The organism is Kineosporia sp. R_H_3 (genome assembly GCF_002198675.1).
Taxonomy (GTDB): Bacteria; Actinomycetota; Actinomycetes; order Actinomycetales; family Kineosporiaceae; genus R-H-3.
In genome coordinates, this window is the sequence record NZ_MWLL01000256.1 from 1 (window position 1) to 13,826 (window position 13,826).

General features: G+C 76.0%; 12 protein-coding genes. 5 read left to right on the top strand and 7 right to left on the bottom strand.

The features are described 5' to 3' along the window. Positions 1 to 1,471: 1,471 nt before the first annotated feature. Complete coding sequence (locus tag ECOMGDLI_RS32355; protein WP_088320930.1) at positions 1,472 to 2,125, bottom strand: hypothetical protein; 654 nt, start codon at positions 2,123 to 2,125, stop codon at positions 1,472 to 1,474. 223 nt (positions 2,126 to 2,348) lie between these two features. Here ECOMGDLI_RS32355 and ECOMGDLI_RS32360 point away from each other — a divergent pair, with 223 nt between their 5' ends. Then, positions 2,349 to 2,612: a helix-turn-helix domain-containing protein gene (locus ECOMGDLI_RS32360; protein ID WP_088320931.1), complete on the top strand. Its 264-nt coding sequence runs from the start codon at positions 2,349 to 2,351 to the stop codon at positions 2,610 to 2,612. 24 nt (positions 2,613 to 2,636) lie between these two features. Here ECOMGDLI_RS32360 and ECOMGDLI_RS32365 read toward each other — a convergent pair whose 3' ends face one another. Then, positions 2,637 to 3,206, bottom strand: a complete 570-nt coding sequence (locus ECOMGDLI_RS32365; RefSeq protein ID WP_088320932.1) for a hypothetical protein — start codon at positions 3,204 to 3,206, stop codon at positions 2,637 to 2,639. Between the two features lie 341 nt (positions 3,207 to 3,547). Here ECOMGDLI_RS32365 and ECOMGDLI_RS32370 point away from each other — a divergent pair, with 341 nt between their 5' ends. After that, positions 3,548 to 4,618 carry a LysM peptidoglycan-binding domain-containing protein gene (locus tag ECOMGDLI_RS32370; RefSeq protein WP_088320933.1) on the top strand — a complete coding sequence of 357 codons (1,071 nt, stop codon included), beginning with the start codon at positions 3,548 to 3,550 and terminating at the stop codon, positions 4,616 to 4,618. Then, entirely contained in the window at positions 4,615 to 5,382 is a 768-nt protein-coding gene (locus tag ECOMGDLI_RS32375; protein ID WP_088320934.1) for an Rv3235 family protein, read from the top strand. Before ECOMGDLI_RS32370 ends, ECOMGDLI_RS32375 begins: the two co-directional genes overlap by 4 nt. A 67-nt stretch (positions 5,383 to 5,449) precedes the next feature. Here ECOMGDLI_RS32375 and ECOMGDLI_RS32380 read toward each other — a convergent pair whose 3' ends face one another. Together ECOMGDLI_RS32380 and secA are read right to left on the bottom strand one after the other, a co-directional pair. After that, on the bottom strand, positions 5,450 to 5,863 hold the full coding sequence (locus tag ECOMGDLI_RS32380) for a hypothetical protein (protein ID WP_088320935.1): 414 nt from the start codon (positions 5,861 to 5,863) through the stop codon (positions 5,450 to 5,452). A 200-nt stretch (positions 5,864 to 6,063) separates the two neighbouring features. Continuing rightward, a complete protein-coding gene (gene secA / locus ECOMGDLI_RS32385) occupies positions 6,064 to 8,766 on the bottom strand; it encodes a preprotein translocase subunit SecA (RefSeq protein WP_088320936.1) in 2,703 nt (900 codons plus the stop codon). 276 nt (positions 8,767 to 9,042) lie between these two features. On the opposite strand from secA, the gene ECOMGDLI_RS32390 reads away from it, so the two are divergent. Continuing rightward, positions 9,043 to 10,221 carry a GNAT family N-acetyltransferase gene (locus ECOMGDLI_RS32390; RefSeq protein WP_158221241.1) on the top strand — a complete coding sequence of 393 codons (1,179 nt, stop codon included), beginning with the start codon at positions 9,043 to 9,045 and terminating at the stop codon, positions 10,219 to 10,221. Further along, positions 10,218 to 10,787 (top strand): GNAT family N-acetyltransferase, encoded by a 570-nt coding sequence (locus ECOMGDLI_RS32395; RefSeq protein WP_088320938.1) that lies wholly within the window; start codon positions 10,218 to 10,220, stop codon positions 10,785 to 10,787. The genes ECOMGDLI_RS32390 and ECOMGDLI_RS32395 overlap by 4 nt, the downstream gene beginning before the upstream one ends. Before the next feature lie 18 nt (positions 10,788 to 10,805). Here the strand turns inward: ECOMGDLI_RS32395 and ECOMGDLI_RS32400 are convergent, their stop codons facing one another. The 3 genes from ECOMGDLI_RS32400 to ECOMGDLI_RS32410 form a co-directional block, all read right to left on the bottom strand. Further along, positions 10,806 to 12,086 carry a winged helix-turn-helix domain-containing protein gene (locus ECOMGDLI_RS32400; RefSeq protein WP_369812818.1) on the bottom strand — a complete coding sequence of 427 codons (1,281 nt, stop codon included), beginning with the start codon at positions 12,084 to 12,086 and terminating at the stop codon, positions 10,806 to 10,808. A gap of 93 nt (positions 12,087 to 12,179) precedes the next feature. Further along, the gene (hpf, locus tag ECOMGDLI_RS32405) at positions 12,180 to 12,848 is read right to left on the bottom strand and encodes a ribosome hibernation-promoting factor, HPF/YfiA family (protein WP_088320939.1); all 669 of its coding nucleotides are present in this window, start codon (positions 12,846 to 12,848) and stop codon (positions 12,180 to 12,182) included. Continuing rightward, positions 12,836 to 13,678, bottom strand: a complete 843-nt coding sequence (locus tag ECOMGDLI_RS32410) for a ComF family protein (protein ID WP_088320940.1) — start codon at positions 13,676 to 13,678, stop codon at positions 12,836 to 12,838. The genes hpf and ECOMGDLI_RS32410 overlap by 13 nt, the downstream gene beginning before the upstream one ends. Positions 13,679 to 13,826: the final 148 nt, after the last annotated feature.

The following is a 13,826-nucleotide window of genomic DNA, read 5'->3' on the forward strand; positions in this document are numbered from 1 at the left end:
CACCGATGCTATGAGCCAGACATCAGGTGCGAGGGATCCAACCACCGCAACCGCGGCGACACTCACCCTGACACTGAGCTCATGCTAGGAGCCACGGCGCCCAGTGCCGCGGCGAGCCCCGCGAGCGCCTGCCGGGCGGGCGACGCCGGCACGGCCTCGACGAGCGTGCGACCGGCGAGGAGCGCCTCGTCGAGGGCGGACCGGTCGTCGGGGACGAGGTGGACGCCGTGCACCCCGGCGTAGCGGGCCACGGCGTCACGGACCCGCTGCTCGGGGCGCGGGCCGACCGCCGCCGCCCGCACCCGGTTCACGACGACGAGCGGCGGGGCTGCACCCGGGCCGCGGACGTCGGCGAGGTCCTGCAGGCCGCGGACGAGCCGTTGCAGGCCGACCGGGTCCGCGCTGCCGACGGCGACGACGACGTCGGCCGCGGCGAGGGCCGACAGCGTCGCGCCGTTGCGGCGCGGGGCCGCGGTGTCGAACGTCAGCTCCTCGTCCGTCTCGAGGGCGAAGCCGCAGTCGACGAAGGTCCAGTCGGCGACGTCGCGGCAGGTGCGCCAGACGGCGTCGAGCCCGGACGGGCGCAGCTCCGGCCAGCGGGCGGTGCGGGCCAGCCCCGTGAGCACCCGCAGGTTCGGGCAGACCACCGGTGCGAGCCGGGCCAGGCGCTGCGGGTCGAGGACGCCCTGGGCGGCGGCCCGGACCGCGGCCGCGAGACCCGCGGACTCGTCGAGGAGCGCGAGCACCTGGGCGATGCTCGGGCCGTACGTGTCGGCGTCGGCGACGATCGTCGGGCGGCCGAGGGCGGCCGTCTCGGCGGCGAGACCGACCGCGAGCGTCGTCCGGCCCGGGGCGCCGGTCGGCCCCCAGACGGCGACGACGGCGCCGGTGCCGCCACGGGGCCGCGACAGCAGGTCGGCGGCCCCGGCGACGACGACCGGCAGCCGGGGCAGCGGCGCGAGCGCGTCGGCCGGGTCCGAGAGGTGCCGGGACGCCGGTGCCGGGCCGGGGACCGCGGGACCGGCCGGCGGCGGCAGCGCGGCGACGTCGGCGCCCGGGTCGGGCCCCTGTCCCGGGCCGGGCACCACGCCCCGGCCTCGGCGTGCACCGGCCCGGGCTGCCACGGACGCCGCGTCGTCCGGCAGGCCGGCGACCGCCGCGAGCNCGTCGGCCGGGTCCTGCCGGCCGACGCCGAAGCGGTCCAGGCGGGCGGCCGCGCCCGGGTCCGCCGGGTCCGCCAGGCCGACGACGGCGACCCCGGCACCGAGGAGCCGGGCGACGGCGTCGAGGTCGAGCCGGTGCAGGTCGGACGCGACGACCGCGGCCCGGGCCAGGCCGGCCTCTGCGGCCGCGACGAGGTCGGCGAGGTCGGCGCAGCGGCGGACGACGGCGAGGTCGCCGGCGGCGCGGTCGAGGCCGGCGACGAGCGGGGCCTCCCACGGCCCGCCGACGGCGACGAGGACCGGGACGGTCACGGGGCCGCGCCGGGCACCGGGACGACGGCCACCTCGGCGTCGTTCGCGAACGCGTCGAGCACGGTCCGCAGCTCCTGCGGCCCGAGGAGCACCTGCACCGAGGACGCCCGCACCGCGCCGAGCGAGCCCTCGTCGGTGGACACCGCGAAGACCTCGGCACCCTCCGCGACCCGTTGCGGTGCACCGTACCTGGGCCCGGCACCGGCGTCCGGCTGCCGCGCGCTCACCCAGACGTCGAGCCGGCCGCCGACCGCGAACCCGGCCGGCACGCCGTCGTCCAGCGGGATGGTCACCGGCCGCCGCGTCAGGGCGGCGGCGGTGCCGACGGCCGCAGCGGGGACGAGCTCGCCGGCACCGACGGTGCGCAGCAGCACGGCGTCGGCCGGGAGCGACTGCGCGGGGCCGAGGTAGGCGGCGGTCGCGCCGGTCAGCCGGACCCGCACGACGCGCAGGCTGACGGGCTCGACGCGACTGCCCTCGGGCAGGGCCGTCGCGGCGGCGTACACGGCGACCGTGTCGTCGGCGGCCGCCACGACCCGGGCACCGACGGCGACCGAGGCGAGCACGAGCAGCACCCCGACGAGGAGCCGGGTGTCGCGCCACGACGGCCGGCGCAGCCGCGCCGCCGGGGGCGCGGGCAGGTCCTTCACGTGGCCTCCCGTCACGTCCGCCGCCCCGGACCGATCCGGATGATCTTCGCGGCGGGCGCCATCCTGGCATCCCGCGCGCCGCGCCGTCATGCGGTCCACCGGCGGGCTGTGGACAACTGCGGCCACGGCTGACCCTGTGGACGAGTCGAGGGCTGCCGCGGGGCCGCGTGCCAGAATGACGGCCGGCCCGCCGGCAGGGCGGGCGGACGTGAGGAGGTCGACGGTGCCGCCGCGGTTCCTCCTGCTCGCCGACGTCGCGGAGCAGCTGAACATCAACGTCCGGCACGCGCGCGCCCTCGTCCAGACCGGCGAGCTCCCGGCCATCAAGGTCGGCGGCCGCGGCCAGTGGCGCGTCGAGGCGAGCGAGTTCGAGGCCTACATCCAGCGCAAGTACGCCGAGACCAAGGCCCTCCTCGAGGAGCGCGGCACCCTCGGCCGCAGCGTCGAGGAGGTCGCCGCCGGCGGCACGGAGGACGACGAGGAGTGAGCCCGGGACCCCGGCACGCCGGGGTCAGGCCAGGTGCTCGGCGTCCCCGCGGACGACGACGACCGCACCGAACGGCACGCACCGCACGCGGCTGACGGCCGCCGCCCGGCGCGGCTCGTCCGCGGGGTGGACGGCGACGTCGAGGTGGTCGGCCCCGACCCGGTCGACCGTGCCCGCCACGACCGTTCCGCCGCGCAGCCGCAGCCGCACGTAGGCGCGGTCCCGGGCCAGGACGCGCAGCGCGGTCCCCAGACCGACCCGCAGCGGCGGCGGCCCGTCGGGGTCCGGCGGTGCTGCGGCGGCCCGGGTGAGCCCGTCCACGCCGACGACGGCGGCGAGCGGGACGAGCGCCGACCGCGTCCCGGTCGTGACCGCGACCCAGTCCCGCCCCACGTCGTGGAGCCGGCCGGTCACCTCGTCCCCCTCGGCGAGGTGGAACGTCAGCGTGCAGCCGTCGTGCCCGCGCAGCCGGTCGGCGAGCGACAGCAGGGCCCGCTCGGTCCGGGCCAGGTCGGCGACCTCGGCCTCGAACTCGGCCCTGTCCTCGGCGTCGACGGACGCCTCGAGGTCGGCGAACAGGTCTTCCCAGCGCACGAGATCACCTTAGGGGTCGGTCGGGAGGGCCGGTCGCGCCCTGCCCACGGTGGACATGATCCGCTTCTTCGTGCATCATTCTCGCTCATTCGACCTCTAGTGTCGTCAGACGTCGTCAAATGTCGTCCAGAGGTCACTGATGAGTCCGTGGGAAGGGTGGAGGCGTGGTCGGGGTTCAGCGCGAGCAACAGGTCGGGCAACAGGTCGGGCAACGGGTCGGGCGAGGGGCGGGGCAGCAGGCGCGGGGCCGGGTGGCGGCGGACCGTGGAGCGGCTCCGGACCGGGGACGGCGTGACCGCCGGCACGAGGCCGCACCGGGTCGGGCCCGCCCTCGTCGGCAGGTGCCGCCGCCGCCGGACACCGGTGCGGCGGGCCGGGTCGTCCGGGCCGTCGCGCTCGTGGCGGTGTGGGTGTCGACGACCGGCGGGCTCGGCGTCCTCGTCGGTCAGGCGGTGGCGGGTGTGCGGGCGGCGGGCCCGGCCCGGATCGAGGACGCCGTGACGCTCGTCGCCGGCGGCGCCGCGCTCGCGGCCGCCTGGTGGCTCGCGGTCGCCGTGCTCGCGAGCGTCGGTGCCGCGCTCCTCGCCCGGCACCGGCCGGACGGTGTGCTCGCGCGCGCCGCATCGGGGGTGGCCCGCCGCACGGCGCCCGCCGGGCTGCGCCGGGCCGTCGTCCTCGCCGTGGGACTCAGCCTCGCCGGGACCGCGCCCGCGCTGGCGGCGCCGAGGGCCGCGGGCCCGGTCGCCGTCCCGCCCGCCGCGTGCGCGCCGGACGACCGGTCGTGCCTCGACCCGGCGTGGGGTGCGGCGGCCGGTGGGTCGGGCCCCGTGACGTCGGCGGGCGTGCGCGGCGCCGCAGCTGAGGTCGCGGTGAAGGCCGCTGCCGGTGCGACCGGCACGGACCCGGCGGCGGTTCCGGCGGCGGTGGCACAGCCGTCGGGCCGGTCCACGGCACCGATATCCGCGTCCGCGGTGGCGGCCGGGTCCACGGGATCGGCGGCAGGACCGGCGTCGGCGTCGCTCGACCCCGGCTGGGTGCCGGCCGCCCCCGCTCCCGTCGTCCGGGCCCGGCCACCGGTCGTGATGCCCGGGCCGGCGCTGCGGCCGCGTCACGCCGCCCGGGCCGAGGTCGTCGTCCGCGCCGGCGACACCCTCTGGACGATCGTGGAGCGCCATCTGGGCCCGCACGCGACCGCCGCCGAGGTGGCGGCCGAGTGGCCGCGGTGGCACGCGACGAACCGGGCGGTCCTCGGGGACGACCCTGACCGGCTGCTGCCCGGGCAGGTGCTGCAGCCCCCGGGGGCCGCCGCGCGCGACCGGGTCCGGCCGCCCGGCGGGCCGGGTGCGTCGACCACCGGGATCGCGGTCGGCGCCGCCGCACCGACCGGCGCGGGCACGGCGGGTGCCCGATGACCGCGCAGCCGGTCGAGGCCGACCTCCTGGAACGTGGGGCCGGGCCGGCCGGCCAGGTCGAGGTGCCGGCCCGCCCGCGGCTACGGCTGCTCCCCGCGCCGGTGAACGAGCCGCCGCTGCCTGGGCTCGCCGTCGTCACGGCGGACGCGACCCCGGCCGCCGTCGTCGCTCCGGACGCCGTCGATGTCCCGGCACCGGAGCCGGCCGTGCAGCCGGTCCCCGGCGCGGTCAGGGAGCCGACCGGTCGCCCGCGGACCGCCCCGGCGCCGACGACCGCCTCCGCCCCGGCCGCAACGGCACCCCCGCGTGCGCAGCGGCGACCGGTGCCGCACCGGGCCGCGCTGCCGACGCCCCTCGTCGTGCCCGACGACGAGGACGGGCGGACCCGGGCCGAGCGGGCCACCCCGACGGTCGACCTCCCGGACCCGGGACGCTGGGCCGGGCAGTTCGTCCAGGCCGCGACCGAGGTGGCCGTGGGTCTGCGGCCGGCGGTCCAGCTCGTCCGATGGACGAACGAGGACGTCTACAACCGGCTCGCGCGGCGTGGCGAGGTCGCGACCCGGGCCCGGCGAGCAGGCCGGCTCGGCAGCGCTCAGGGCCCGGCCGGGCGGCCGCGGGTGCGGTCGGTCCGCACGTGCGAGCTCCGCGACGGCATCGTCGAGGCGAGCGCCGTCGTCGGCGACGCGGAGCGGACCCGGGCGGTCGCGCTACGGCTCGAAGGGCTCGACGGGCGCTGGCGGGTGACCGTCCTCGAGCTGGGCTGATCCGCGGGCCGGCTGCCGGCGGCGTCGCCCCGCACCGGACGACGCGGGTCGGGCCGGACGACGGGCCTCAGCCGCGCAGCGCCAGCACGTCGCGGCGCATGGTGCGGAACTGCTCGGCGCCGTACTCGCGCTCCATGACGTCGAGGGTGTCGAGGAGGACCCGGCGCCCCTCGGGGTCGATCCGCCCGGTGAGCCGCAGCAGCGTGAAGCACCCGCCGAGCACGACCGCGGCGAGGTCCATCGCACCGGCGTGGGCCTCCATGACAAGCGCCTCGACGTCGTCGGTGAACGCGGACAGCACGTCGCGGTAGGTGCTGGCCGCGGTGAGGTCCTCCGGGCCGTGGACCCAGTCGGCGAGCATGTCGGCACCCTCGTCGCTGCCGAACGGGGCGAACTCGTCGGCGAGATCGTCGTAGAGCGGGTCCGTGAAGTGCGCGGCGAAAGCAGGCGCCTTGGGGTAGGCGGCGGTCACGTCGTCCATCGGGTCCTCATCGCTGGGGCCGGGCGTCGGCCCGGTCGGTGCCGGTCACCCTAGGGACCGGTACCGACAGGACGGGCGCGACACGATCGTCGGGGCCGGCCCGGTCGGCCGTGCAGGCATGGGTGCACCGATCCGGGCGTCGCAGCACCCGCTCCCGTGCACCCTCAGGTGCACGGGAGCGGTGTGCCGGTGGACCGGGGTCAGCGGCGCTTGCGGTTGGCGCGTCGCTCGGCGCGGTTGCTCTTGTCGGACGCCGGGCGGGCCGGTTCGCCGCTCTCGCCGCGGACCTCGACGCCGTCCTCGGAGTCGACGCTCGGGGCGCTGTACTGGAGCTGGGCGGGGGCCTGCGGCGTGACGAGACCCTTCGCGACGAGCACCGGGGCCTCGTCGGCCTCCTCGGCGGCCGGCTCGACCTGGACCTCGACGTTGAAGATGTAGCCGACCGACTCCTCCTTGATGGCGTCGGTCATCGCCTGGAACAGCAGGAAGCCCTCGCGCTGGTACTCCACGAGCGGGTCGCGCTGGGCCATGGCGCGCAGGCCGATGCCCTCCTGGAGGTAGTCCATCTCGTAGAGGTGCTCGCGCCACTTGCGGTCGAGGACCGACAGCACGACGCGGCGCTCGAGCTCGCGCATGAGCTCCGGGCCGATCGCCTCCTCGCGCTTGTCGTAGGCGACGTGCGCGTCCGAGGTCAGCTCCGTGACGAGCATCGCCTGGGTGACGGCCTCGCGGCCGCCGGCCTCCGCGACGACGTCCTCGACGGTGATCCCGACCGGGTACAGCGTCTTGAGCGCCGACCACAGCTGGTCGAGGTCCCAGTCGTCGCCGAAGCCCTCGCTGGTCGCGTTGACGACGTAGTCCTTGATGACGTCGTCGATGAAGTGCCGGATCTGCTCCTGCAGGTCGGCGCCCTCGAGCACCTGGCGGCGCTCACCGTAGATGACCTCGCGCTGCCGGTTGAGGACGTCGTCGTACTTGAGGACGTTCTTGCGGATCTCGAAGTTGCGGCCCTCGACCTGGCTCTGCGCGCTCGCGATCGCCCGGGTCACCATCCGGTGCTCGATGGGCAGGTCGTCGGGGATCTTCGCCGCGTTGAGGAAGCTCTCGACCATGCCGGAGTTGAACAGCCGCATGAGGTCGTCCGTGAGCGAGAGGTAGAACCGGCTCTCGCCCGGGTCGCCCTGGCGGCCGGAACGGCCGCGGAGCTGGTTGTCGATCCGCCGCGACTCGTGGCGCTCGGTGCCGAGCACGTAGAGCCCGCCGAGCTCGACGACCTCGTCGTGCTCGGCCGCGACGGCCTCCTGCGCGGCCTTGAGGACGTCCGGCCAGGCGGCCTCGTACTCCTCGGCGTGCTCCTCCGGGTCCAGGCCCCGCTCGCGCATCTCGGCGACGGCCATGAACTCGGCGTTGCCGCCGAGCATGATGTCGGTGCCGCGGCCGGCCATGTTCGTCGCGACCGTCACGGCGTTCTTGCGGCCCGCCTGGGCGACGATCGACGCCTCCCGCGCGTGCTGCTTCGCGTTGAGCACCTCGTGCCGGACGCCGCGCTCGACGAGCTTCTTCGACAGGTACTCGCTCTTCTCGACGCTCGTCGTGCCGACGAGGACGGGCTGGCCCTCCTCGTGCCGCTCGGCGATGTCCTCGACGACGGCGTCGAACTTCGCGACCTCGTTCTTGTAGATGAGGTCCTGCTCGTCCTTGCGCTGCATCGGCCGGTTCGTCGGGATCGGCACGACGCCGAGCTTGTAGATGCTCATGAGCTCGGCGGCCTCGGTCTGGGCCGTACCGGTCATCCCGGAGAGCTTGTCGTACATCCGGAAGTAGTTCTGGAGCGTGATCGTCGCGAGCGTCTGGTTCTCGCTCTGGATCTCGACGCCCTCCTTGGCCTCGATGGCCTGGTGCATGCCCTCGTTGTAGCGGCGGCCCGCGAGCAGGCGGCCGGTGTGCTCGTCGACGATGAGGACCTCGCCGTCGATGACGACGTAGTCCTTGTCGAGCTTGAAGAGCTCCTTGGCCTTGATGGCGTTGTTGAGGAACCCGACGAGCGGGGTGTTCACGCTCTCGTAGAGGTTCTCGATGCCGAGGTAGTCCTCGACGCGCGCGATGCCGGACTCCAGCACACCGACGGTGCGCTTCTTCTCGTCGACCTCGTAGTCGACGTCGATCTTCAGGCGCGTCGCGATCTTCGCGAACTCGGTGTACCACTTCGTCGGCTGGTCGGCCGGGCCGGAGATGATGAGCGGCGTCCGGGCCTCGTCGATGAGGATCGAGTCGACCTCGTCGACGATGGCGAACGCGTGACCGCGCTGGACGAGGTCCTCCGAGGACCACGCCATGTTGTCGCGCAGGTAGTCGAAGCCGAACTCGTTGTTCGTGCCGTACGTGATGTCCGCGGCGTACTGGACGCGCCGCTCGTCGGGGCGCATCGACGACATGATGCAGCCGACCGACAGGCCGAGGAACCGGTGCACGCGGCCCATGAGCTCGGACTGGTACGACGCGAGGTAGTCGTTGACCGTGATGACGTGGACGCCCTTGCCGGTGAGGGCGTTGAGGTACGCGGGCAGCGTCGCGACGAGGGTCTTGCCCTCACCGGTCTTCATCTCCGCGATGTTGCCCAGGTGCAGGGCCGCGCCACCCATGAGCTGGACGTCGAAGTGCCGCTGGCCGAGGGTCCGCCGGGCCGCCTCGCGGACGACGGCGAACGCCTCCGGGAGCAGGTCGTCGAGCGTCTCACCCTTGGCCAGGCGCTCCTTGAAGCGGTCCGTCTCCTCGCGCAGCTCCGCGTCGGTGAGCGACACGAAGTCGTCCTCGAGCGCGTTGACCTGCGTCGCGAGACCCTTCAGCTTCTTGACGACCCGGCCCTCACCGGCCCGCAGAAGCTTCTCGACGATCTTGACCACGCGACTTCTCCCAGTCTTCGCCCGGCTGGCGTACCGGAGCCGGCTTGCGGACGGCACCGGCGGCACCGTCCGACGGGCACGACGAACGACGGCACCAGAAGGTGCCCTGCACAGCCATGGTAGTCAGCCCGCGGGCGTGCTCCGCGCACGCGCCGCCGGGCCACCGGACCCGCCTGCCGGCGTCCGGCACCGACGCCGCGCCCGATGATCGCGACACGCCGGACGAGGTGCCCCAAAGCCGTTGCCGCCCGCCCCACCAGGCGCAAGGCTCACGGCATGGACCTCCCGCCCTGGGCGCCGACCCTCTCCGACGGGGTCGTCACGCTGCGGGCGCACCGCCCGGACGACGTCCCCGCGGTCGTCGCGGCCTGCCGGGACCCGCAGACGGTCCGGTGGACGACGGTCCCGCACCCCTACGAGGACCGGCACGGCGAGCAGTACGTCGGGACCCGCCGCGAGGAGTGGGACGGTCGGCGCTCGCTGACCTTCGCCGTCGAGGACGCCGACGGCGGGTACGCGGGGTCGATCGACCTGCGCCCCGACGGCGCGACCCCCGCGGCCGCGGAGGTCGGGTACGCCTTCGCCCCTGGTGCCCGCGGCCGGGGGCTGGCGAGCCGGGCGCTGCGGCTGGTCTGCGCGTGGGGCTTCGCCGAGGCCGGGATCGAGGTCGTCCAGTGGCGGGCCGCGGCCGGCAACTGGCCGAGCCGCCGTGTCGCCTGGGCGGCGGGCTTCCGGGTCGAGGGGCTCGTGCGCGGGCTGCTCACCGTGCGCGAGGACGGCGCGGACGGCTGGACGACGCACCGCGCCGACGCCTGGGTCGGGTCGCTGCGCCGGGGTGAGCCGCTGACGCCGACGCACGCGTGGCTGACCCCACCGGTCCTCGCGGACGGCACCGTGCGGCTGCGGCCGCACCGCCAGGACGACGCCGCCCGGATGGTCGAGGCCTGCTCCGACGCCGCGACCCAGGCCTGGCTGCCCGACCTGCCCGCGCGCTACACCGAGGTGAACGCACTGGCCCACCTCGAGGAGATCAGGACGCACCACGCGGACGGCGTCGCGCTCTACTGGGCGTTCACGGCCCCCGGCCGCGACACGCTCGCCGGCGAGGTCGGGCTCTTCGGCCTCTCCCCCGTCGGTGCGACGCACTCGGTGGAGATCGGCTACTGGACCCACCCGGACTCGCGGCGGCTCGGGCTCACCACGGCCGCGGTGCGGCTCGCCGTCCGGCACGCGCTCCTGCCCCAGGACGTCGGCGGGCTCGGTGCCCGGCGCGCGCTCGTCCGGGCCGCCGACGGTAACGTCGCCTCCCGACGGGTCGCCGAGAAGGCCGGCCTGCGACCGTGCGGACGAGACCGGGAGGTCGAGCTCCTGCGCGACGGCCGGGTCTGCGACCTGCTCCGCTACGACGTCGTCGCGAGCGAGCAGACCCTCGACGAGGAGGCGGTCGCCGGATGAGGCCGGTCGTCGCGCGCAAGCACCCGCGCATCGAGCTCGTCGACGGGCTCGAGCTGCGCGGCTGGCGCCAGGACGACGCGGCCCCCTTCCTCATCGCGCAGCGCGACCCGCTCGTCGCGCGGTACGCGGGCTTCCTGCTCGCCGACCGCGCCGACGCCCTCCAGACGGTCCAGCGGTACGCGGCCGCCTACGCCGACGGCGACGGCGTCGCCTGGGCGGTGAGCGCGCACGGCGGCGACCTGCTCGGCTCCCTGCGCTTCGCGCTCCACGACAGCGGCCTCGGCTGCGGCAGTGTCGGCTACTGGCTCGCCCCCGAGGTCCGCGGCCGGGGCGTCGCGTCGACGGCGCTCCTGCTCGGCACCCGCTTCGTCTTCGAACGGCTCGGCTGGCACCGCATCGAGCTGAGCCACGCGGTGGAGAACGAGCGGTCGTGCGCCGTCGCCCGGCGTGCGGGGTACCGCGCCGAGGGCGTCCTGCGCGACGGCATGCGCTACCCCGTCGACGAACGCTGGTCCGACGAGCACCTCCACGCGCGGCTCGTCACCGACCCGGACCCGCTCGGCTGACGGGGCGGCCGCGCCCGGTCAGGACGCCGCGGCCACCGCGGCCGCGAGCGTGACCGCGAGGTCGCCCCGCGGCTCGACGAGCACCCCGGACAGGCCGAGCCACTGCGCCATGAGCACGAGCTCGTCGGCGAGCGCCTCGGCGACGTCGCCGTGCCCGTCGGAGCCGGGCCCCACGTGCGCCTCCGCCCACGCGGCGCGGACGACGAGCAGCCCGCCGCCGGGGGCGAGCCGGTCGGCCTTGAGGTCGACCCGGGCGACGAGCCGGTCCCCGAGGAGGAAGGGCAGCACGTAGTAGCCGTGCACGCGCTGGGCCGCGGGCGTGTAGATCTCGATGCGGTAGCGGAAGTCGAAGAGCTCCTCGGTGCGCCGCCGCTCCCACACGAGCGAGTCGAACGGCGTGAGCAGGGCGCGGGCCTCGACCCGCCGCGGGAGCCGGGCCTCGCGGTGCAGGTAGGCCGGCCGGCTCCAGCCGCGGACCTCGACCGGCAGCAGGACGCCGTCCTCGACGAGCTCGGCGACCGCGGCGCGTGCGGGGGCGGGCTTGAGCCGGAAGTAGTCGCGCAGGCACAGCTCCGTCGCGACACCGTGCGCGCGGGCGGCGATGGTGACGAGCTCGCGGTGCGCGGCGGCCGGGTCCGGGTCGGGCGCGGCCGCGACGAGCGGCGGCAGCACCCGCTCGGGGAGGTCGTAGAGGCGCTCGAACTGGCTCGTCCGCGCGGCCGACGACAGCCGCCCGTTCCAGAAGAGGTACTCGACGCACCGCTTGGTGTCCGACCAGTTCCAGCCCCAGTGCGTCTTCTCCCGGGGGCGGTCCTGCCCGAGGGAGCGCTCGATCTCCTTCGCCGTCAGCGGACCGCGTGCGTCGACCTCGGCGAGGACGGCGTCGAGCAGGGCCGCCCGCTCGCGCGCCGTGCGGACCATGCCGCCCCAGGCGTCCTCGTGCGCGTTGGCCATCCGGAACCGCAGCAGCCGCTGCGTCGACGGCGGCACGAACGACGCCTCGTGCGCCCAGTACTCCACGAGCCGGCGCGGGGCGGTGCCGCACGCCCGGTCGAGCAGGGCCCGCGGGTAGCTCCCGAGCCGGCTGAACACCGGCACGTAGTGGCTGCGGGACAGGACGTTGACCGAGTCGATCTGGAGCACGCCCACGGTGTCGACCACCCGCTGGACGTGCCGCATCGTCAGCGGTCCGGTCGGACGCGGCGTCGCGAACCCCTGGGCGGCCAGCGCCACCCGGCGGGCCTGCGGGATGCTCAGCCGGGCGACCTGGCGCTGCGTGATCGGTGGCACGCGGGCGATGCTGCCACGTGCCGCCGACAACCGGGGACGTCCGGGTGCGGCACGGCCGCCGGTGCCCGGTTCTGCGGGCTCCGGCGGCCGCGCCGCCCTACGTCAGTGCGTCGCCGTCGCGGGGACCGCGGGTGCGGCCTCCTCGGCCGGTGCCGCCACGGTGAGGCGGAGCAGGCCGTAGCTCCAGCCGCGGCGGCGGTAGACGACGCTCGGGAGCATCGTCTCGGCGTCCACGAAGAGGAAGAAGTCGTGGCCGACCAGCTCCATCTCGTAGAGCGCCTGGTCGATCGTCATCGGCGAGGCGGTGTGGTCCTTGGTCCGGATGACGATGGGGCTCTCGCCCGCGGCGTCCAGGTCCTCCTCGAGGACGTGCCCGTTCATCGCGGCCTCGAGCTCGGCGCTCGCGGTCGCCGCGGCACCGGCCGCCACGCCGTTCGTCCGCAGCGACGGGGGCGTCTGCCGCCCGTAGTGCACCTTGCGCTTGTCCTTGGAGCGGCGCAGCCGCTCGAGGAGCTTGTCCATCGCGAGGTCGAGGGCGGCGTACGGCTCCTCCGCCGAGGCCTCCGCCCGGATGACCGGGCCCTTCGCACGGACGGTGATCTCGACGGTCTCCTTCACCTGGGACTGGCGCGGGTTGCGCTCGTGGGACAGTTCGACGTCGACCCGGTGGGCCCGGGGAGCCAGCTGCCCGATCTTCTCGAGCTTCTCGGTCGCGAGCCTGCGGAAGCGCTCCGAGACCTCGGTGTGCCGGCCGGTGATCACGATCTCCACGACGTGTGCCTCCTGTCGATCGGTGACGCCTGACGGGCGCCTGCGCCGACGTCTCGGTCGGCGGCGTCCGCTAGGACCTTCCCCCGTCCCAACGCTAGTCCTCCCGCGTCAGTGCCGACAGAGGCCGGGCGTGTGCGTCGCAGTGGCGTGACGGACACGCAGGCCACACCTTCGACCACGACGCCCGACTGCGCGAGTGCACACGCCGCAGCGCGCAGCGTCGCCCCCGTCGTGAGCACGTCGTCGACGAGCACGACGGGCGGGAGGGACCCGACGAGGGCCCGCGCCCGGGCCCGGACGACGAACGCACCCTCGACGTTGCGGGCACGCTCCGTCGCCGACAGCCCGGACTGGTCGTCCACCCTCCGGGCGAGGGTGAGCACGGGGAGCACCCGCGCCGGCACGCCCCGGGCCCGCAGCGTCCGGGCCGCCTGCACCGCGAGCCGCCGGACGCCGTCCGCGCCCCGGCGCCGGCGGGCGGCGCGCGAGGACGGGACGGGGACGAGCAGCCGGCCCGCCCCGGCACCGCCCGGGAGCGCGCCGACGGCGCCGGCGAGCGCGGCGCCGAGGACCGGCTCGAGATCGTGCCGGCCGCGCTCCTTCCACGCGTTGACGAGGGTCGGGAGCACGCCGGTGTACGGCGCGCGGCCGGCGGTGGGCGGGGCGTGTGGCCACCCGGGGACCGCCACGAGGGCGGCCCTGCCCTCGAGCGGTGCCCGGCAGCGCGGGCACAGCGTGGTGCCGGGCAGGTCGCATCCGGCGCAGCGCGGCGGTGCGGCGAGGGCGAGGACGCCGTCGGCGAGGGCCAGGAGGCGGGCTGCAGCGGTCATGGCCCGAGCCTGCCGCCGGTCACCCCCGGTCCGCGCGTCCCGCGACCTCGGCTGTGGACGGTGGGACGGACCGAGCAGCTGTGGACGGGACGGGGCCGCACGGACGACCGGCCGCGACCGGGCGGTCGGGTGCGGGCGGGGTCGGGCG